Origin of the sequence: Luteibacter sp. UNCMF331Sha3.1, assembly GCF_900109915.1 — a bacterium.
In the GTDB taxonomy this organism is placed as follows: domain Bacteria; phylum Pseudomonadota; class Gammaproteobacteria; order Xanthomonadales; family Rhodanobacteraceae; genus Luteibacter.
Genome location: NZ_FOBU01000001.1, coordinates 289,377 through 309,856 on the forward strand (window position 1 = coordinate 289,377; position 20,480 = coordinate 309,856).

The 20,480-nt window shown below is 67.0% G+C and carries 16 protein-coding genes; 7 read left to right on the plus strand and 9 right to left on the minus strand.

Annotated elements, in window-relative coordinates; translation table 11 throughout:
* Window positions 1-4 precede the first annotated feature (4 nt).
* Entirely contained in the window at window positions 5-871 is an 867-nt protein-coding gene (locus BMX32_RS01240) for a KPN_02809 family neutral zinc metallopeptidase (RefSeq protein WP_089974005.1), read from the minus strand.
* Between the two features lie 105 nt (window positions 872-976).
* Here BMX32_RS01240 and BMX32_RS01245 point away from each other — a divergent pair, with 105 nt between their 5' ends.
* Complete coding sequence (locus BMX32_RS01245; protein WP_089974006.1) at window positions 977-1,408, plus strand: MAPEG family protein; 432 nt, start codon at window positions 977-979, stop codon at window positions 1,406-1,408.
* Window positions 1,409-1,457: 49 nt separating this feature from the next.
* Here the strand turns inward: BMX32_RS01245 and BMX32_RS01250 are convergent, their stop codons facing one another.
* Window positions 1,458-3,032: a TerC family protein gene (locus BMX32_RS01250; protein WP_089974007.1), complete on the minus strand. Its 1,575-nt coding sequence runs from the start codon at window positions 3,030-3,032 to the stop codon at window positions 1,458-1,460.
* Between the two features lie 122 nt (window positions 3,033-3,154).
* On the opposite strand from BMX32_RS01250, the gene BMX32_RS01255 reads away from it, so the two are divergent.
* A complete protein-coding gene (locus BMX32_RS01255; protein ID WP_089974008.1) occupies window positions 3,155-3,931 on the plus strand; it encodes a CPBP family intramembrane glutamic endopeptidase in 777 nt (258 codons plus the stop codon).
* On the opposite strand, the gene BMX32_RS01260 is transcribed toward BMX32_RS01255, so the two are convergent.
* Window positions 3,928-4,524 carry a class I SAM-dependent DNA methyltransferase gene (locus BMX32_RS01260; RefSeq protein ID WP_089974009.1) on the minus strand — a complete coding sequence of 199 codons (597 nt, stop codon included), beginning with the start codon at window positions 4,522-4,524 and terminating at the stop codon, window positions 3,928-3,930. The two genes, BMX32_RS01255 and BMX32_RS01260, sit on opposite strands and share 4 nt — an antisense overlap.
* 99 nt (window positions 4,525-4,623) lie before the next feature.
* Here BMX32_RS01260 and BMX32_RS01265 point away from each other — a divergent pair, with 99 nt between their 5' ends.
* Window positions 4,624-4,923, plus strand: a complete 300-nt coding sequence (locus BMX32_RS01265) for a hypothetical protein (RefSeq protein ID WP_139206648.1) — start codon at window positions 4,624-4,626, stop codon at window positions 4,921-4,923.
* A 119-nt stretch (window positions 4,924-5,042) separates the two neighbouring features.
* Here the strand turns inward: BMX32_RS01265 and BMX32_RS01270 are convergent, their stop codons facing one another.
* From BMX32_RS01270 to BMX32_RS01280, 3 genes are all read right to left on the minus strand, one after another.
* Window positions 5,043-6,860: a glycoside hydrolase family 15 protein gene (locus BMX32_RS01270; protein ID WP_211664164.1), complete on the minus strand. Its 1,818-nt coding sequence runs from the start codon at window positions 6,858-6,860 to the stop codon at window positions 5,043-5,045.
* A gap of 62 nt (window positions 6,861-6,922) precedes the next feature.
* Entirely contained in the window at window positions 6,923-9,148 is a 2,226-nt protein-coding gene (locus tag BMX32_RS01275) for a DUF5916 domain-containing protein (RefSeq protein WP_089974012.1), read from the minus strand.
* Between the two features lie 81 nt (window positions 9,149-9,229).
* A complete protein-coding gene (locus tag BMX32_RS01280) occupies window positions 9,230-10,117 on the minus strand; it encodes a LysR family transcriptional regulator (protein WP_089974013.1) in 888 nt (295 codons plus the stop codon).
* Between the two features lie 109 nt (window positions 10,118-10,226).
* On the opposite strand from BMX32_RS01280, the gene BMX32_RS01285 reads away from it, so the two are divergent.
* A complete protein-coding gene (locus tag BMX32_RS01285; protein ID WP_089974014.1) occupies window positions 10,227-11,645 on the plus strand; it encodes an aldehyde dehydrogenase family protein in 1,419 nt (472 codons plus the stop codon).
* Between the two features lie 61 nt (window positions 11,646-11,706).
* Window positions 11,707-12,621, plus strand: coding sequence for a peptidylprolyl isomerase (locus BMX32_RS01290; protein WP_089974015.1), 915 nt, complete (start codon window positions 11,707-11,709; stop codon window positions 12,619-12,621).
* 90 nt (window positions 12,622-12,711) lie between these two features.
* Here the strand turns inward: BMX32_RS01290 and BMX32_RS01295 are convergent, their stop codons facing one another.
* The 3 genes from BMX32_RS01295 to BMX32_RS01305 form a co-directional block, all read right to left on the minus strand.
* On the minus strand, window positions 12,712-13,560 hold the full coding sequence (locus BMX32_RS01295; RefSeq protein ID WP_139206649.1) for a DUF3014 domain-containing protein: 849 nt from the start codon (window positions 13,558-13,560) through the stop codon (window positions 12,712-12,714).
* Window positions 13,561-14,082: 522 nt separating this feature from the next.
* Window positions 14,083-17,535 carry a methylmalonyl-CoA mutase family protein gene (locus tag BMX32_RS01300; RefSeq protein WP_089974017.1) on the minus strand — a complete coding sequence of 1,151 codons (3,453 nt, stop codon included), beginning with the start codon at window positions 17,533-17,535 and terminating at the stop codon, window positions 14,083-14,085.
* A 106-nt stretch (window positions 17,536-17,641) separates the two neighbouring features.
* Entirely contained in the window at window positions 17,642-18,523 is an 882-nt protein-coding gene (locus tag BMX32_RS01305; RefSeq protein ID WP_089974018.1) for an alpha/beta fold hydrolase, read from the minus strand.
* Window positions 18,524-18,709: 186 nt separating this feature from the next.
* Here BMX32_RS01305 and BMX32_RS01310 point away from each other — a divergent pair, with 186 nt between their 5' ends.
* Both BMX32_RS01310 and BMX32_RS01315 read left to right on the plus strand, forming a co-directional pair.
* Window positions 18,710-19,051 carry a YXWGXW repeat-containing protein gene (locus BMX32_RS01310; protein WP_089974019.1) on the plus strand — a complete coding sequence of 114 codons (342 nt, stop codon included), beginning with the start codon at window positions 18,710-18,712 and terminating at the stop codon, window positions 19,049-19,051.
* Between the two features lie 193 nt (window positions 19,052-19,244).
* Window positions 19,245-20,348 (plus strand): Glu/Leu/Phe/Val dehydrogenase dimerization domain-containing protein, encoded by a 1,104-nt coding sequence (locus BMX32_RS01315; RefSeq protein WP_089974020.1) that lies wholly within the window; start codon window positions 19,245-19,247, stop codon window positions 20,346-20,348.
* The last annotated feature ends 132 nt before the right edge of the window (window positions 20,349-20,480 follow it).

Here is a 20,480-nt window from a genome sequence, read left to right on the forward strand (position 1 = left end):
GGGCCTAGATCGAACCTGTAAAGGTGTTGCACTTGCCGATGTCGCCACTGTCGAAACCGGTACGGAACCAATGCACGCGCTGCGCCGACGTGCCATGCGTGAACGAGTCGGGCACGACCCGGCCTTGCGACTGCTCCTGCAGGGTGTCGTCGCCGATCGCGGTGGCCGCCTTGAGCGCGGACTCGATGTCGCCCGCCTGCAGCCATTGCTGGCGCTGCTGCGACCGGTTGGCCCAGACGCCGGCGAAACAGTCGGCTTGCAGCTCCTGACGCACCGAGAGGCCCGAGGCGCCTTCGAGCGATGCGCCACGACGACGCGCGTCGTTGACCTTGTCGAAGACACCGACGAGGTTCTGCACGTGATGGCCGACCTCGTGCGCGATGACGTAGGCCCGGGCGAAATCGCCGGTTTCGTGGAAGCGGTCCTGCATCGTCTGGAAAAAGCCCAGGTCGAGGTACACGCGGTGGTCGCCCGGGCAGTAGAACGGGCCCACGGCCGACGAGGCGGACCCGCACGCCGTGCGCACGCCATCACGGAACAACACGAGCTTCGGCCGTTCGTAGGTCTGCCCATTTGCGGCAAAGATCTCGCGCCACGTGTCTTCCGTCTCGCCGAGGATGGCGCGCACGAAATCGACCTGCGGGTCGTCGCTCGCGGCCTGCCGCGGCGCCTGTTGGGTCTGGGTGGGCGTGGCCGCGCCAGGATCGCCCTGGCCGAGCAGCGCGGTCGGATCCTTGAAGAAGACCAGGCCGAGGATGGCCAGGATGACGATGCCGCCGATCCCTAACCCGCGGCCGCCGAACGACGGTCCGCCCCCGCCCTGACCTGCGTCTTCCACGTTGTCGCTTCTACGGCCTTTGTTCCAGAGCATGGCGCTTGTCTCCCATGGTGGCGCCTCGAGCGAGACACGGTCGGCATGATCGCATGGACGGTTGCCGGTACACTGCTTGGCTGATGTCGCCCCCCGGATCGTTTCATGACCAGTCAGCTGCCCGCCGTCGTCACCCTGCTCACCCTGCTCCTGATGTTCGCCACCGTGTGGATGGTGGGCCGTGCCCGTGAACGCTACGGCATCAAGGCCCCGTCCATCTCGGGCGACCCGGCCTTCGAGCGCGCGTGGCGGGTGCAGATGAACACCCTCGAGAACGCCACGATGTTCATCCCGGCGCTCTGGCTCGCGGCCCAGTACGTCGATCCGCTCTGGGCGGGCATCGCGGGCATGGTCTGGCTGCTCGGCCGGGTCTGGTACGCGCTGGCGTACCTGCGCGACGCCACGCGTCGCGGCCCCGGCTACATGGTGTCCATGCTCGCCTGGGCGATGCTCATGCTCATGGCGGCGGGCGGCATCGGCATGGCGATCATGGAGAACAACGCCACGCCGCCGGACGAAGCCGCAAGCACGCTCTGAGGGACGACCGACCATCGAGTGGGAGCGCGCTCCCACCCGACGGTCTGCATCACTCGTCGTCGTTGGCGAGCGCCATCACGCGGACGCGCTGGATGCGTGCGCCTTCCATCGCCGTGACCTCGAACTCCATGCCGTCGGCCTCGAAGCGATCGCCGGCGGTGGGCAGGCGGCCCAGGCGCTGTAGCACGAAGCCCGCCAGCGTCGCGAAGTTGCCGTCGCCGGCACCTTGCAGGCTGTGGCCGAGCAGGTGTTCCACGCGACGCACGTCGAGACTCGCATCCAGCAGCCAGGCGCCGTCGGGCTCGCTGACCGCCGAGGGATCGCCTTCGCGGGTCTCGTTGGGAAACTCGCCCGCGATGACCTCGAGCACGTCGGCGGGCGTCACGAGACCGAGGATGCTGCCGTACTCGTCGACCACCAGCGCCATCTGCAGCGGCGCGCGCCGGAATTCGTCGACGAGGCGCAGCACGCTCAGCGATTCCAGGACCGTGACCGGCTTGCGGACCGCGTCGATCGCCAGGTGGCCGTGGTCGCCGAGACTCGCCAGCAGGTCGCGAGACGACACCACGCCTTCCAGCTGATCCAGATCGCCGCGGGCCACCAGCATCCAGTGATGCGGCGACTCCCGCGCCTCCGCCAGCAGCGTCGGCATGTCTTCCTCCGGATCGATCCAGACGATCTCCGTCCGGGGCGTCATGATCGAACGCACCGGACGCTGCGAGAGGTCGAGCACGCCCTGCACCATTTCGAGTTCGTCCTTGCCGAAGATGGACGCCTGCGCGGCGTCGGGCGCGACCTCTCCCTTGCCGGTGTCGCCTTCGTCGCCGTCCGGCCGGCCGCCGAGCAGGCGCAGCACGGCCTTGGCGGTGCGGTCGCGCATCACGCGGCCGCCGACCAGCAGCGAGCGGCGCCGGTTGCGCCGCATCGTCTGGTTGAACACCTCGATCATGATGGAGAAACCGATCGCGGCGTAGAGGTAACCCTTCGGGATATGGAAGCCGAAGCCCTCCGCGATCAGGCTGAAGCCGATCATCAGCAGGAAGGACAGGCAGAGGATGACGACCGTCGGCCGCGCGTTGACGAACGTCGTCAGCGGCTTGCTCGCGGTGATCATCAGCGCCATGGCGATGACGACGCCGATCATCATGATCGACAGGTGATCGACCATGCCGACCGCGGTGATCACGGAGTCGAGCGAGAACACGGCGTCGAGCACGACGATCTGCGCCACCACCAGCCAGAAGCTGGCGCGGCGGCCGGTCTTGCCGTCGTCGTGGTCCGACGCCTCGAGGCGCTCATGAAGTTCGAGCGTGGCCTTGAACAACAGGAAGGCGCCGCCGATGACCAGGATGAGGTCGCGCCAGGACAGCCCGAAGCCGTTCCACTCGAAGAGCGGGCGCGTGAGCGTCACCAGCCAGGACATGGCCGCGAGAAGGCACAGGCGCATGACCAGCGCCAGGCCGAGACCGAGCAGACGCGCGTGGTCCCGCTGGCGGGCGTGCAGCTTGTCGGCGAGGATCGCGACGAAGACGAGATTGTCGATGCCGAGCACGATCTCCAGCACGATGAGCGTGAGTAGACCTGCCCAGGCCGAGGGGTCGGCTAACCATTCGAAAGCAAACATGGGTCGGCGCGTCGAGGCGCCCGTGTTCCTCCTCTAGGGACGGTCCACTATACAGACCTTGCGTGACGGTCTGTGCCAACCGTCGCGTTGCGCGGGGCACGGCCGGTTGGCTAGGCTGGCACATGCCTTACGACGACCTCTCGGTAACCCCACCCGTGCCCCTCTCTCCGCGCCGACCCGCCCCCGGCGTCGTCGAGACGATCCTGTGCATCACCGGCTATTTCGCGCTGCAGTTCGGCTTCGGCGGCCTCTTCGGCGGCCTGTCGATGCAGCTCGCCCGACGCTTTCCGGGGGCCGTGCCCGACGCGCCCGACCGCCTGATCGTCGTGGTCATCCTCACCATCGCCTGCTCGGCCGCGCTCACCTTCTGGGTCATCCTGCGACGATGGGGCCCGTGGCGCGCCACGGACGATGGCCCGGGCGGCCTCGGATTCACGCCGCCGACGGGCCAGTTCATCGCCCTTGCCACGGCCATGGGTATCGCCGCCCCCTTGCTCGGCGGCCTGCTGACGAAGCTGCTTGCCGGCGACCACGACGTGACCCAGGCGGTCTCCGACATCGCCGACAACGCGCACCTGGCGATGCGGATCGCCCTGCTCCCGGTGGTCGTGCTGGTCGGACCCGCGGTGGAAGAGCTGCTGTTCCGCGGTGCGCTGCTTTCGCTCCTGCGCACCCGCCTTGGGGACGGCTGGGCCATCGGGCTTTCGGCGGCGATCTTCGGGCTCGTACACCTGCCCGACCTGGCGTGGCTCTGGTACGCGATCCCTAACCTGATCCTCGTGGGCGTCTTCTGCGCCTGGCTGCGCGTGCGCAGCGGCTCGATCTGGCCTTCGTTCGTCACGCACGCCGCCAACAACGCGCTGGCGACCGTCGCGTGGTTCACGGCCACGTCGGGCTAGAACGTCTCCAGCGCCGCCACGTGACGCGCCAGCCGTGGGCTGGCGTAGCACTGCGAACCGACCGGGATCAGGCCCGCCTCGCCGAAGGCCTGGCGGTAAAAGCGCGCCGGCCGGCCGAAGAAGCCCACGCGATCGCCGCCGGGATCGTCCTCGCGGGTATAGACCTCGAGGAACGCCAGCCCCTCGACCATCTCGCCGATGCCGGTCAGGCCGGCGCGGATCTCGGCGGGCTTCAGGTAATGCAGCACGTCCGTGCACACGATGAGGTCGAAGCGGGTATCGAAGCGCAGCTCGGCCAGCTGTCCGAACCGCGCGTAGCCGATGTTCCGCGAGCGGCCATAACGGGCGACCGCGTATTCGCTGGCCTCGAGGCCACGGTATTCGATGCCCGGCCGGAGCTTGCGCAGCACCGCCCGCCATGGGGCCTCGCCGCAACCCACGTCGAGCACGTTGCGCACCGGGCGGCCGAGGTAGAACTCGGCCTGCCCGAGCACCATGGCGACCTTCCGCTGGAGTTCGGCCGGCGAGCGGACGGCGTGGTCCGCGCTGCGGTACCACTTGTCGAAATAGGCCTGGTCGTAGGTCTTGGTCATGGGCGTCGATGCGCAAAGAAAGCGATGGTAGCCGGGCGTACACTTCAGGCATACATGTCCGGCCGCAGCATCGGACGATATCGACCGAAGGAGATCACCATGCCCCGCATCCAGCTGCGTATTACCGGCGACCGCGATGTGTTCGAAGACGTGCAGACCGCGATCCACGGTATCGACCGTGTTGAGCGGGTGGAGGAAATCGACGATTTCATGAACGATTTCCGCGACGACTCCAGCTCGCAGAATCTGTCGGACGACATGAGCTCGCGGACCTATACCCTCGAGGTCGAAGTACCCAACGAGAAGATCGGCGAACGCGTCCGCGAGATCGCCGAAGAAACCGCCGGCACCCGCGAAGCGGCCATCGAGTTCGTCGATCCGGACGAAAACGAGATCTGACGGACCGGTTGCGTTTCAGGCGTGCGCTTACGCGTGATGGGTGCTCGCCACGGGAACGCATCGCGCGCGAGCGCGCTCCCACAGGAGTAATCCACGGAGGGGTTTGCACGAGCTGTCGCTCACGGCTGCCACACCTGCCCCTGTGGATGCGACAGCTGCCTGTCGAGGTAATAGGCGGCGCTGATGAACGCCAGGTGCGTGAGCGCCTGAGGGAAATTGCCCAAGGGATCGGCGCGAAGGCTGAGTTCCTCGGAAAACAGGCCGAGGTGGTTCGCGAACTGCACCCCGCGCGCCATTACTTCGCGCGCCTCCTGCAGCCTGCCCGCGCGGGCAAGGCATTCGACGTACCAGAACGTGCACGTCGTGAACGCGCCCTCGCCACCTTCCAGCCCGTCCGCATTGCGGTAACGAAACACGAGCCCGTCGTCGGTGAGCTGGTCGCGTATGGCGTCCAGCGTCTTCAGCCAGACGGGATCCGTCGCCGACACGAACCGCACCAGCGGCATCATGAGCAGCGAGGCGTCGAGGTCGGTGCCGCCGCGCGACTGCACGAAATGCCCCAGCTCCGGATGGCGGAAGTTCGCCCAGATGTCTTCGGCGATGCGGTCGCGGTCGTAAGCCCACTCGACCAGCGGACCGGGTAGCGAGCGCTTGATGGCGAGCCGCACCGCGCGGTCCAGCGCGACCCAGCACATCAGGCGCGAATGGAGGAAATGCCGCGGCGTGTCGCGGATCTCCCAGATGCCTTCGTCGGCATCGCCCCAGTGCGCACGCACGTGGTCGACGAAGCGCTTCACGTGCTCCCACTCCGCGTGGCTGATCGCCGAGCCGTACTTGTTCGAGAGGTACACGCTGTCCATCAGCTCGCCGAAAATGTCGAGCTGCGTCTGCGTGCGCGCGGCGTTGCCGATGCGTACCGGCTTCGATCCCGCGTAGCCCGCGAGGTGGTCGAGCGTGGATTCTTCCAGCGCTTCGTCGCCATCGAGCGCATACATGATCCGCAGCGACGCGTCCTCGCCCAGCGCCATGATTCGCGCGGCCGTCCAGCGACGGAAATGCTCCGCCTCGTCGGTATGGCCCAGCCGCATGAAGGCGTAGACGGTGAACGACGCGTCCCGGATCCAGCTCGCCCGGTAATCCCAGTTGCGTTCCGCGCCCGTCGCCTCGGGCAGGCCGAACGTGGCCGCCGCGGCGATCGACCCGTGCTCGTGCGACGTGAGCAGCTTCAGCACCAGCGCCGACCGCTCGACATGCTCCCGCCAGCGGCCGCGATACGTCGACCGGCGGGACCACGCTCGCCATGCGGCGTTGGTCGCTTCCAGAGCACGGGCGCACTCCGCGACATCCGGCGGATCGATGGCCTCGTCGCAAAGCGCGAACCACACCTCGCCACCCGGCTCGAGCTCGAACTCCGCGGCCGCCTCGCCATCGCCGACGAGCAGCGGCACGCTGGCGCCGAGACGCAGCGAATGGGCGCCATCGTGGAAGACCACCGTGTCGCCGTACTCCGCGGCTTCGGGCACGCAACGCGCGTAGTCGAGGCGCGGGCGGCAGCAGACGCGGATGCGCACCGTGCCGCGCAACACGCGGATGCGGCGCATCAGGCTGCGCGGTACGCGTGCGCCGGCGTCGGGATGCGGCATGACGTCGAGCAGTTCGACGCTGCCCTCCTCCGCCATCCAGCGAGTCACCAGCACGTTGGTCTCGGGCACGTACAGCTGCATGTTGCGGGCGTCGCGGAGCGCGGGCGTCACCGAGAATTCGCCACCCTCGACCGGGTCGAGCAGCGCGGCGAAGACGGAGGGACTGTCCATGTGCGGCCAGCACATGAAGTCGACGGTGCCATCGAGGGCGACCAGCGCCGTGGTGTCCATGTTGCCGATGATGCCGTGGTCGCCGATGGTGCGCCCGGGCATCGGGTTCGCGCGGTGGGGCACTGCCGTTTCTCCGGGACCATTCCGTGCAGAGAAATGCCACACCGGATGTGAAGAGCGGCTCTTCAGAACTCGAGACGGTATGCCACCTTCACCAGCCCCTCGTTGACGTCCTTCAGGCTGAACCCGTGGCGGAACTGCGAGCTGACGTCGTCGTTCGTGTCGTCGACGTAACCGCCGCGGTTGTAGACGACGTAGAGGTTCGACAGCGGCGCGATCTCGTAGCGATAGCGGATCTGGAAGCCCAGGTTCGCCACGCCGAGATCGTCGACGGGCTCGTTACTCGCCACGGTACCGCCCGTCGGCGTCACTTCCAGCCGCTGCCGCAGCGTGGCGCCCACCGCGAGCGTCTGCAGCTTCACGCGAAGCTCCTGCTTGTTGCCGAGATTCCAGTTGAGGCCGCTGTCGAGGCCCACGGTGCGCCCGTCGAACACGCCCACGAGGTTGTCGTGCTGCCAGATCAGCCAGTTCGGGTCCCACTCGTAACTGGCCCCCGCGAAGACGCTGAAGGCGTCGGTGATGAAGTACGTCGGCGTGAACTTGAAGTAGTAGCTCAGCCGGTGATACCCGGTGAGCTGGTTGCCCATGACGAAACCTTCGGCCTCCCAGCCCCAGCGTCCGACACGCGGACGTTCGCGCTCGTACGTCAGGCGGGCGGTGGGCGGCGTGTGCAGGTTGTTGTGACCGCGCGTCAGCAGGTCGTCGTAGGCGGCGCTGAAGGCGTCGAGTCGCCACAGCTCCTCGCCGCCGTCGCGCCGGTGGCTGTCGCGCTGCACGCGGAAACGGCGATGCACCGTGACGCCTTCGGTGTTGTCGAGCGCGGAGATGCGATACCGCCACAGGTGCGAGGTATAGGCCGAGTCGGCAGGAAGGCCGGTGACGCGGCGACGCACTTCGTAGTGCAGGTAAGTCATGTCGTTGCGCGGCAGGTAACCGAAATCGTCGATGTCGAGCCGCTTGCCGAAGAACATGCCAAGCCATTGCTGGCTCCACACGTCGTTCATTTCCCAGAACGCGACGCTGGTGGCGGCCAGGCCCGACGACTTCGCCTGCGGCTGATCGATCTTGCTCCCCACGACGTTGCTCGTGATGGTGAAGGCCTCGGTCGGCTGCCAGCGATGGTCGATGCCCAGCACGTTGGCGTCGCGATCGAGGTAAGGGTGGCTGACATGCGTGGCGAGCATGCCGAACGTCTGCGTGCCGGCGTTCTGGCTCAGGCGGAGCGCGCCGAAGGATCGCCCCGCATCGCCCTTTTCCTGCGCCGTGAGGATGCCGTAGCTCGTCGAGCCCACGCTGCCGTTGACCTTCACGGCGGCCGAAATGTCCGCGGCGCCGTGCCCGTCGTCCGACGCGCCACCGACGCGGCGCGTGTACACGAGCTGCGAATAGTCGTTGAGCAGGCTGAAATCGAAGATGCCCTGGTTCTCGGTGAAGAACGGGCGCTTGTCGGTGAAGAACGTTTCCTCGGGCGAGAAATTCACCACGAGGTCGTCGCTCTCCACCTGGCCGAAATCGGGATTGATCGTGGCGGTGAGCTGCGTCTGGCCGTTCGGCTTCCAGAGGATGTCGGCGCCTTCCTCGAACGACGCGCCGCCATGGCCGTGCTCCACCTTGCCCACGACATAAGGCGTCACGGCGAACAGCGATTGCGTATAGGCCGGCAGTTCCACACGCTGGAAACTGGACAGGAAACGCCCGCGATCGAAGCTGACGGCCGGCCAGGCCATGCGCTCGCCGGTGCTGCCGATCACGCGATCGATGTACAGGCCGATCGTGCGCGTGTCGCCGCCAGGCTTGCGCATGGGAGCGATGTACCAGGGGATAAGCACCTCTACCGTGTAGCCGTCGGCATCCTCGCTGACCGCGTGATCCCAGCGGCCGTCCCAGTCGTAACTGAAGTCGGATTCGTTGGTGATGACCTCGTCGGCGACACCGCCCTGCGACTTGATCTCGAAGTCGTAGCCCACGCGTCCGTCCGCGTCGAAGTCGACCATCACGTTGACGCGGTCGACCAGCGCGCTCTCGTCGCGGCGGCTCTGCTGGCGCGAACGCGGGATATCGGACGACTGCACCACCCGGATCGCCACGGCCAGTCCCTTCGGCGTCGACAATACCCACGCCTCCGTCGGCTGCGTGCCCGGCTTGCCGGTCATCGGCTGCGTCTGGCGAAAATCGACGATGTGGCGCGCACCCGACCATTCGGCGGGATCGATACGGCCGTCGATCGTCACGTCCGCGAAGGCGGGGGCGGCGAGGCCGAGCAGGCTGGCGAGGACGAGGCGACGGCGCATGAACTTTCCGGGACGTGGAAACTTACGAAAGGATGCCTGCACGCCCGGAAAGGTTTGCCATGACCCTTGGCCCATTGCGCTTCAGCCCGTTTCCTTGATCAGGCCGATCAGGGCCCGGAGCGCGGCCGGAACATGGCGGCGCCCGGGGTAGTAGAGGCAGAGTCGCTCGAACGATGGCGTCCAGTCTTCGAGCACGCGCTCGAGACGCCCGTCGGCGAGCGCCGGTGCCACGTTGAACTCCGCGAGGTACGCCAGGCCCAGTCCGGCCTCGGCCGCTTCCACCATCAACTGCGATTCGCCAAGGGTGAGGGGGCCGTCGACGTCCACGGCGATCGCCTGTCCGTGACGTTCGAACTCCCAGTGGTAGATGTGACCCGCGGGCATGCGCGCACGAATGCAGGCATGGCGCGCGAGATCGGTCGGCACGCGCGGCCGGCCGTGCGCGGCGAAGTAGCCCGGCGAACCGACCACCGCGAAACGGACGGCGGCGCCGAATGGCACGGCGATCATGTCGCCCGGCACGGTATCCACCGTGCGGAACCCCGCATCGAACCCTTCGCGCACGATATCGATCAGGCGATCCTCGGTGACGAGGTCGAGGTGCACTTTCGGATAACGCCGCAGGTAGGGGATCAGATACGGCGCCATCACCCAGCGCGCCGCGCCGGTCGACGTATTCAGTCGCAGCGTGCCCGACGGCTCGCCTGTTTCGTCGCTCGCGCGCTCGAGCGCCGTGTGGATGTCGGCCACCGCGGGGCCGATGTCCGCCACGAAGCGCTCGCCCGCTTCGGTCAGTCGCACGCTACGGGTCGTCCGGTGAAAAAGGCGGGTGCCGATGCGGGCCTCCAGCGCGGCGACGGACTGGCTCAGCGCGGAGGTCGACATCTCCATGGCGCCCGCGGCGGCGCGGAAGCTGCCATGACGCGCCACGGCGAGCACGGCTTCGAGTTCGGTCAGTCCCGGGCGCATTGTCCGTCTCCGCTTAACAAGTCATTTGGATTTATCCGTCTTATCAGATTAATCCCTCGTCCGCATCCTTGGGATCGAACCCGCTAACCGTCATTCCGAGGACATCCCCATGCACAGCATCGACCACATCTACATCGACGGCGCCTTCGTCGTGCCGCACGGCGACGAACGCTTCGACCTCTTCAACCCCGCCACCGAAGAGCGCATCGGCACCGTCCGGCTGGCCGACGCCGACGATGCCCGGCTCGCCATCGCCGCCGCGAAGCGCGCCTTCGCGACGTTCTCGCGCACCACGGTCGACGAACGCATCGCCCTGCTCCAGCGCATGCACGACGCGGTGGTCGCGCGCGAAGACGACCTGTTCGAGGCGGTCCGCCTCGAATACGGCGCGCCCGTGTCGCGCGGCAGCTGGATGACGAAGCACGCGTCCAGCGTGTTCCTCGATGCGATCGCCACGCTGCGCGACTACGCCTTCGAACGCCGCATGGGCACCGCCACGGTCGTCATGCAGCCGGTCGGCGTCGCGGGCCTCATCACCCCGTGGAACAGCAACGCCGGATTCATCTGCGGCAAACTCGCCGCGGCGATCGCCGCCGGATGCACGGCGGTGATCAAGCCCAGCGAGATGAGCGCGCTGCAGACGAAGATCGTGACCGAGGCCCTGCACGCCGCCGGCGCGCCGGCAGGCGTCTTCAACATCGTCACGGGTCGCGGCGACGTCGTCGGTGCCGCGATCGTGTCCAGTCCGGACGTCGCAAAGGTATCGTTCACCGGTTCGACCGCCGTGGGCAAGGGCATCGTCCGCGCCGGTGCCGACACGATGAAGCGCGTGACCCTGGAACTCGGCGGCAAGTCGCCCAGCATCGTCCTCGACGATGCCGACTTCGCCAAGGCCGTGCCGCTCGCGGTCGCCGCTGGCTTCAACAACAGCGGCCAGGCCTGCATCGCCGGCTCGCGCATCCTCGTGCCGCGTGCGCGGCTCGCCGAGTTCGAAGCCCTGGCGAAGGACGTCGTCAACGCCGTGGTCTCGGGGGATCCCGCCGATCAGGCGACGACGGTGGGCCCCATGGTGAGCGCGAAACAATGGGAGCGCGTCCAGGGCTTCATCCGCAAAGGCATGGAAGAAGGCGCGCGCCTGCTGGCCGGTGGCGAAGGCCGCCCCGATGGGCATACCCGCGGGTGGCTGGTGCGCCCCACGCTCTTCACCGACGTCAGCAACGACATGACGATCGCCCGCGAAGAAATCTTCGGGCCCGTGCTGTCGATCATCGCGTACGACGACGAGGAAGACGCCATCGCCATCGCGAACGACACGCCGTACGGCCTGCAGGCGTACGTGCATTCGACCGATGGAGCGCGTGCCCTGCGCGTGGCGTCGCGCATCGATGCGGGGCGCGTGCTGATCAACACGCTGAGCCACGAGCCGAAGGCACCGTTCGGCGGCTTCAAGCAGTCGGGCCAGGGCCGCGAATACGGCGTCTTCGGCCTCGAGGCCTATCTCGAACCGAAGGCGATCCTCGGCGCCTGATCTCCGACAATCCCGCTCATCTCTGCTAACGTCCCCGGGGTCAAACCACCCCGGGGATCCCATGCTCGCACGCACCTGCCTGACGCTCGCCATCGCGGCCGCCGCCCTGCCCGCCCTCGCCGACGACGCCGCGAAGACGCCCACGCCCAAGGAAATCCTCGCGAAGGCACCGGCCGCCGACTGGCGCACGCCGGATCCGCAGAACCTCGTCTACATGGACCTGCCGCAGGGTCGCGTCATCATGGAGCTCGCGCAGGATTGGTCGCCGCTGCACGCCGCGAACATCCGCACGCTGATCCGCGAGCACTATTTCGACGGCACGCAGGTGATCCGCGTGCAGGACAATTTCGTCACGCAGTGGGGCGACCCCGACGGCGACGACAAGAAGAAGGCGAAGTCGCTCGGCACCGCGAAGGAAACGCTCGCGCCCGAGTTCACCCGCAAGGACGGCAAGGCCTATCCGTTCACCAGGCTGCCCGATGGCGACGTCTACGCGGCGGAGGTCGGCTTTTCCGACGGCTTCCCCGTCGCCCGCGACGGTCAGGGCGAAGCGTGGATCACGCACTGCTACGGCACCGTCGGCGTGGCGCGCGACACGGGTGCCGAGACCGGCAACGGCAGCTCGCTCTACGCGATCATCGGCCAGGCGCCGCGCAACCTCGACCGCAACCTCGCCGTCGCCGGCAAGGTGATCAAGGGCATGGAGATCCTGTCGGCGTATCCGCGCGGCGGGGAACCCATGGGTTTCTACGACAAGCCCGAGCAGCGCGTCACGATCAGGAGCGTCCGCCTCGCGGCCGACGTGCCCGAAGCACAGCGCACGCCGATCCAGGTGCTGCGCACCGACAGCAAGACGTTCGCCGCGGTGGTGGAAGCCAAGCGCAATCGCAAGGACGCCTTTTACGCGCGCCCGGCGGGCAAGATCGACCTGTGCAACATCAGCGTGCCGGTAAGGGATCCGTCGAAGAAATCCTGATCGCTCTGGTGGGAGCCAGCCTGCTGGCGATGGGTGCTTGCCGCGAGCACCCATCGCCAGCAGGCTGGCTCCCACCAAGTCGGCATCGGGTCAACGAACCGGCGCCGTTTCCACCGGACTCGCATCCGCCGGCGCATCCGCCACGATCGCCTCGCGCAATGCCTTCAGCTTGGCCTTCAGCGTCGCCTCGTTCTCCGGCCCGACGCGGATCATGAACTGCTGCCCCACCGAGAGCTGCTCGTACGCCGGATTGGCGTAGACGTAGCCCTCCTTCGCCGGAATCAGCTGCAACGCCCCCTTCGGCTCGGGCGCCTCGAGCAGATGGTCGATCACCTCGATCAACCGATCGTTGAAGTACCCACCCGTGCCCAGATCGGCGTACGCATGCTGAAACAAGGGGTAGTTTCGCTTGTACCAGGCCGCCGCCGTCGCGGGATTCACACGATTCGCCACGTACATGTAAGTGGCGTAGCGCTCGGCGTTCTTTTTCGACACCACGAACATGCCGTCGTCCGGCTGCACCTGGAACCGCCCCGTCGGCGTGCGCAACGGCAGCACGTTCATGCCCACCGTCTTCTTCGGCAGCGCATCGATCGTCGCGACCATGCGCGACACGATGGCGTCGGAGCGCAACAGCGATTTCAGCGCGTCATCGCTGGTCAGGGCGAAAAGCCCCGCGAGAATGGCGTCGTCGCTCTGGTCGAGCGGCGGAAGTGCCGCGGTCGACGAGGAAGCCGGATCCACCGGATGCTTTGGCGCGTTCGCCTTGCCGGGCGCGGCGGACGCCGCCGATGTCGAGGACGACGCGACCGCGGAAGGCGGTGCGGCGGCACGCTCGCGAGCCTCTTTTTCCCGGTAGACGAAGACGCCCGCCACGATGGCGATAGCGACGATCAACCCACCCGCGATCCACTTCGAACCCGACGACTGACTGCTCAAAACGACCACTCCAACGGCAAAACCAAGCCTCCATGGGACTACGAAGTGGCGGTGGAGTTCAAATCCGACGTTCTCACCGACGAGGTCGCCGACGGTAAGGAGTGCGCGGAGCTCGCGAGGGGCCGCGGAATAGCGACACGTCAGTCTGGCGCACACCGGGGTGATGGTAGGGAATGCGCAGAGCTTGCAGAAGCCCGCGAAATAGCGACACGTCATCCCGGCGCACACCGGGGTGACGGTAAGGAATGCGCGGAGCTTGCAGAAGCCCGCGGAATAGCGACACGTCATCCCGGCGAACGCCGGGATCCACGGCGACGCAATCGGTCTTCGCGAACGCCCTTCCCTGCTGTCCGACCGGCGAACCGTCCCGCCCGAAGGAGGCGACGGCTGCCGTTTTCCGCGCGTCTCCGCAGGGAGGCGAAGGCCGGACGAGGACTGAGCGAGGAAAACGACAGCCGTCGCATCCCCCTCACCGCCACGCGAACGAATGCGATGGCGAAGCCGAGCCCGGCGAGCCGGCCCTCACATGTTGCGCCGGTACTCCCCGCCCACGTCGTAAAGCGCATGGCTGATCTGGCCGAGTGAATTGTGCTGCACCGCCTCCATCAGCTGCTCGAAGACGTTGCGACGCTCGCGGGCCGTGGCCTGCAGCGTCTTCAGGCTCTCCGGCGCGAGGCCGTTACGGGCCTTGCCGTAGAGCAGCACGTTGTCGATCTGCTGGCCCTTCTCTTCCGGCGTCGAACGGATGAGTTCGATCTCGGTGGCGATCTCGCCGCCATGATCCTTCGGCAGGAACGTATTGACGCCGATGAGCGGCAGCGAGCCGTCGTGCTTCTTGTGCTCGTAGTACATCGACTCTTCCTGGATCTTGCCACGCTGGTACATGGTGTCCATCGCGCCGAGCACGCCACCGCGCTCGCTGATCGCCTCGAATTCCTTGTAGACGGCCTCTTCCACCAGGTCGGTCAGCTCGTCGACCACATAGCTGCCCTGCCACGGATTCTCGTTGAAGTTCAGCCCGAGCTCGCGATTGATGATCAGCTGGATCGCCACCGCGCGGCGCACGCTCTCTTCCGTCGGCGTGGTGATCGCCTCGTCGTAGGCGTTCGTGTGCAGGCTGTTGCAGTTGTCGAACAAGGCGTACAACGCCTGAAGCGTGGTACGGATGTCGTTGAACTGGATCTCCTGCGCGTGCAGCGAACGGCCCGACGTCTGGATGTGGTACTTCAGCATCTGGCTGCGCGCGCTCGCGCCGTAGCGCTCGCGCATCGCGCGGGCCCAGATGCGGCGGGCGACGCGGCCGATCACCGTGTATTCCGGGTCCATGCCGTTCGAGAAGAAGAACGACAGGTTCGGCGCGAAGTCGTCGATGGCCATGCCGCGCGCGAGGTAGTACTCCACGATGGTGAAGCCGTTCGACAGCGTGAAAGCGAGCTGGCTGATCGGATTCGCGCCGGCCTCGGCGATGTGATAACCCGAGATCGACACCGAGTAGAAATTGCGCACCTTGTGGTCGACGAAGTACTGCTGGATGTCGCCCATCATCCGCAACGCGAACTCCGTGCTGAAGATGCACGTGTTCTGGGCCTGGTCTTCCTTCAGGATGTCCGCCTGCACGGTGCCTCGCACCGTCGCGAGCGTATACGCCTTGATTCGCGCGTAGGTCTCGGCATCCACGACTTCCTCGCCCGACACGCCGAGCAGGCCCAGGCCGAGCCCGTCGTTGCCCTTGGGCAGGTCGCCGTTGTAGCGCGGACGATGGCCATCGGGGTAGAGCTCGGCGATGCGCGCGTTGGCGGCCTCCCACCGCGACGCGTCCTCGTTGAGGTACTTCTCGATGTTCTGATCGATCGCGGTGTTCATGAACATCGCGAGGATGATCGGCGCGGGCCCGTTGATCGTCATGGAGACCGAGGTCGACGGAGCCGAGAGGTCGAAGCCCGAATAGAGCTTCTTCATGTCGTCGAGCGTGGCGATCGAGACACCGGAATTGCCGATCTTGCCGTAGATATCGGGGCGCGGCGCGGGATCTTCGCCGTACAGCGTGACGGAATCGAAGGCCGTGGACAGACGCGCGGCACCGCCGCCCAGCGAGAGGTAGTGGAACCGACGATTGGTGCGCTCGGGCGTGCCCTCGCCCGCGAACATGCGGGTCGGATCCTCGCCGGCGCGACGATACGGAAAGACGCCGCCCGTGTACGGATAATGGCCCGGCAGGTTCTCGCGCATGAGGAACGAGAGCAGCTCGCCCCAGTCCTTCGTCTTCGGCGGCGACACTTTCGGGATCTTCTGGTGGCTCAGCGATTCGCGGTAGTTCTCGACGCGGATGACCTTGTCGCGCACCTGGTATTCATTGAACTCGGCCGTGACCGACTCGAATCGCGCCGGCCACTCGCGCAGAAGGTGCACGGCTTCGCTGGACAGCTCGCGCACGGCCGAGTTGTAGCGCTGGCGAAGTACCGACAGCGCACGGTCGCCATGCACCGCCAGCAACGCGTGGTCGTACAGATCGAACGCGCGCGGCAGGTCCTCGTCGCCGATGTCCTTCAGGGACTCGTAGTAATGCTGCGCCTTGCTGGCCGCCTCGGCCTGCTTCGCGATACCCGCGTTGACGCCGCGCCCCTGCTCGGCGATCTCGGCCAGGTACCGCACGCGGTTGCCCGGAATCAGCACCGTGGCCCGCGGTTCGCGCAGGCGGGTGTCGACGTCGGGCGTCCATGCGGCCTCCGGCAGCGCGAGCTTCTCGCGCATGAGGCGGCAGAGATTGGCGAACATCCAGGTGACGCCCGGATCGTTGAACTGGCTGGCGATGCTCGGGTAGACCGGCACCTTGTCGTCCGCCAGCTGGAACGCGGTGCGGTTACGCTTCCACTGCTTGCGCACGTCGCGCAGGGCATCCTCGGCACCGCGCTTGTCGAACTTGTTCAGTACGACCAGCTCGGCGAAGTCGAGCATGTCGATCTTCTCGAGCTGGCTGGCCGCACCGTATTCGCTGGTCATCACGTAGACCGGGAAGTCGACGAGGTCGACGATCTCGGAATCGCTCTGTCCGATGCCGGCGGTCTCGACGATCACCAGGTCGTAGGCTTGTGCCTTCAGGAAATCGATGCAGTCGTGCAGTACGACGGACGTCGCGGCATGCTGCCGACGGGTGGCCATCGACCGCATGTACACGCGCGGACTGCGCAGCGAGTTCATGCGGATGCGGTCGCCCAGCAGCGCGCCACCGCTGCGACGGCGCGTCGGATCGACGGCGAGCACGGCGATGCGCATCTGCGGGAAGGCGTGCAGGAAGCGCAGCAGCAGCTCGTCCACCACCGACGACTTGCCGGCGCCGCCAGTACCGGTCAGACCGAGGACGGGCGTCTTGCCGCCGGCCAGTTTCCAGGCCTTGCGCAGACGCGCCAGGTCGTCGGCGGAGAGACCGTCTTCCTCGATCGCGGAGAGCATCGCTCCGATGGAGATCTCGTCCTCGACCGACGCATCGGACTGCACGTTCGGTGTGCGTTGCTTCGCGGCGGCGCGCGTGCGCGACATCACGTCTTCGATCATCTCGGTCAGGCCGAGCTTCATGCCGTCGTTCGGATGGTAGATGCGCTCGACGCCGTAGGCCTGGAGTTCCTTGATCTCCTCAGGCGTGATCGTGCCGCCACCGCCGCCGAACACGCGCACGTGGCCCGCGCCGCGTTCGCGCAGCATGTCGACCATGTACTTGAAGTATTCGACATGGCCACCCTGATAGGACGACAGCGCGATCGCATCGGCGTCTTCCTGCAGAGCCGCGCGCACGACGTCTTCGACCGAGCGGTTATGGCCGAGGTGGATCACTTCGGCGCCCTGGCTCTGGATGATGCGGCGCATGATGTTGATGGCCGCGTCGTGGCCGTCGAACAGACTCGCGGCCGTGACGAATCGCAGCGGCGCCGCCTCCGCATCGGTGTGGCTGGCGGGGATGTGCTTGGGCTGCGAGCTCATGGAAACTCCGGGAACGACCGACGACGGGGGGTGGGAACCGGTCGATTCTACTGCGGAGGTGGTCGGACCCCTTGCTGCGCCGCAGCGTCGCGGGTACGCACGCGAGCTACGCGTGGGAATCCGCGCCGCCCAGGAAGGCGATCGCGGCGGCCACCACCGACGCGTCGTCGACGATGCGCCGATGTCCGAGGTGCCGCGTTTTCAGCAGCGTGGAGCCGGGCCAGTGCATCGCATACTGCTCGGCCTCCTCCACCGGCACGTCGCGATCGAACTCGTCGTGCACGATGAGTGCCGGCTGGGTACGGCGCGGTGCATGGTGTTCGATGTGAAGGCCGTCGATGGGCACGCCGGTACGTCGCGCCAGCATCTCGTGAAGACCGGGCCGCAGGTGCTCGCCCAGCCGGACGAAACGCGCGAACCGTCGCGTCGCCGCCTTCGGGTCCGCCGCGGCCGCGATCAGCACCACGCGCTTCGCGGTCCATCCGTCGTCCAGCGCCAGCGTCACGGCCGCGCCGCCGAGCGAATGGGCAACGACACCTTCGGCATCGCCGTAATGTTGGCCTACCACCGTCACGGTGCGCACGAAGTCGGGCAACGTGCACAGGCGGCCACCACTGAGGCCGTGAGCCGGCTGATCGAACGCCACGGCCGCCCAGCCTTTCGCAAGAAGCTGCGGTACCCAGTTCTCCCAGCGCAGGCCCATGCTCGACCAGCCGTGGGCGAGTAGCACGTAGGGCTGACGTGATGGATCGCCCCATACGTACGTGGCTACCGACTCGCCATCGACCGTCACCGTCTCGCGTCGCGCGGTCATCGAGCGCGCGGCGTGCTCGGCTCGCTCGCGACTGCTCGGCAGCGGTGTCTGGAACACACGCGCCGCGTGGGCCACGGTACGCACCGGCGCGAAGCGGCTGCCAAAACGGTAAGCCACGCGAATGCCGAGCAGGGTCGCTACGGTACGAACGCCGAATCGGCGGGGTGGCTTCATGCGGGAACCGATAGTCGAGGGGGCGTGATGCGGGGGCCTGGAGCACGCGTCGATCAGGAAGGTTCTCGTCGCCCGGCGCTTTCACGAAGCTGAACATTCCCGGAGGCGGTGGTCAACCACCGCTGCGAGCAGGCGTTCTGTCGCCCACGAGTCCGCACCGTGCGGCCGATGCAAAGGAGGTATCCCATGACCTTTCTGACCCGCAGTCTCGTCGCCGTGGCCGCTCTGGGCCTCGCCATCGGCGCCGCGAGCTATGCCCCGCCCGCCCCCGCGCGCGAGTACGTCTCGGTCACCGTCGGCTCCCGCCCGCCCCCGCCGCGCTTCGAGCGCGTGCCGCCGGCGCGCGCCGGCTATGTCTGGGCGCCGGGGTACTGGAACTGGGCCGGCGGCCGGTACGTGTGGGTCGGTGGCCACTGGTACGGCGCCCGCCCGGGCTACGTCTATCGTCCGCCGGTCTGGCGCCCGTACGGCCGCGGCTGGCGGATCGAGCGTGAGACCTGGCACCGCGACCCCCGCTGGCACCGCTGAGCCCCCTTGCTGCGGCGCACCCACACGGACGCGCGCAAGGGTTTAAACTAGGCAGCTGACACGACATATCGCCCCACCTCCCAAGGTTGGGGCGATTTTTTTGATTCGTCCCATACCGGTGGTCCCCACCACCGGTTTTTCATCCAGACGGCAGTGCTGACCGCCGCCGCTTGTAACCGGAGTAACGCGTTCGATGATTTTCGAAACCATCGCCAACACGGGCCACGAAGAAGTCGTCTTCTGCCATAACAAGGACGCAGGCCTCAAGGCCATCATCGCGATCCACAACACCGTGCTGGGTCCCTCGCTGGGTGGCCTGCGCATGTGGCCGTACAAGACCGAGCAGGACGCCGTCAACGACGTACTCCGCCTCTCGCGCGGCATGACGTACAAGAACGCGGTGGCGGGCCTGAACCTCGGCGGCGGCAAGGCCGTGATCATCGGCGATCCCTCCAAGGACAAGTCCGAAGCGCTGTTCCGCGCGTTCGGCCGTTTCGTCAACTCGCTCAACGGCCGTTACATCACGGCCGAGGACGTCGGCATCGACGTCAACGACATGGAATACGTCTACCGCGAAACCGAGTACGTCACCGGCGTGCACCAGGTCCATGGCGGTTCGGGCGATCCGTCGCCGTTCACCGCGTTCGGCACGCTGCAGGGCCTGATGGCCGCGCTGCAGGCGAAGCACGGTAACGAAGACGTCGGCAAGTACAGCTACGCCGTGCAGGGCTGCGGCCACGTGGGCAGCGAGTTCATCAAGCTGCTGCGCGAACAGGGCGCCAAGGTGTTCGTCACGGACATCAACAAGGATGCCGTGCAGCGCTGCGTCGACGAACTGGGCTGCGAAGCGGTCGGCCTCGACGAGATCTACGACGTCGACGCCGACGTCTACAGCCCGTGCGCCCTGGGCGGCACGGTCAACGAGCAGACGATCGACCGCATCAAGGCGAAGATCATCTGCGGCGCGGCGAACAACCAGCTCGCCACCGACGCCATCGGCGACGAGCTCGCCCGCCGTGGCGTGCTCTACGCACCGGATTACGCCGTCAACGCGGGCGGCGTGATGAACGTCTCGCTCGAAATCGACGGCTACAACCGCGAGCGCGCGATGCGCATGATGCGCACGATCTACTACAACGTCGGTCGCATCTTCGAAATCTCCGGCCGCGACAATATCCCGACCTACAAGGCCGCGGACCGCATGGCCGAAGAGCGCATCAACGCGATCGGCAAGATCCGCCTGCCGCACATGGGCAACGGCGCGCCCCGCTTCCAGGGTCGCATGCGCGGCCAGTAAGCCGTTCGCGCCACACCACGAAAAGGCCGCCCGCGTAAGCCGGCGGCCTTTTTCATGCCTGAAATGGGCCGACGTTCCTACACCCGATGGAAGATCGCAGTGCGGAGCCGCGGAGCGTACGTTGGACCCACA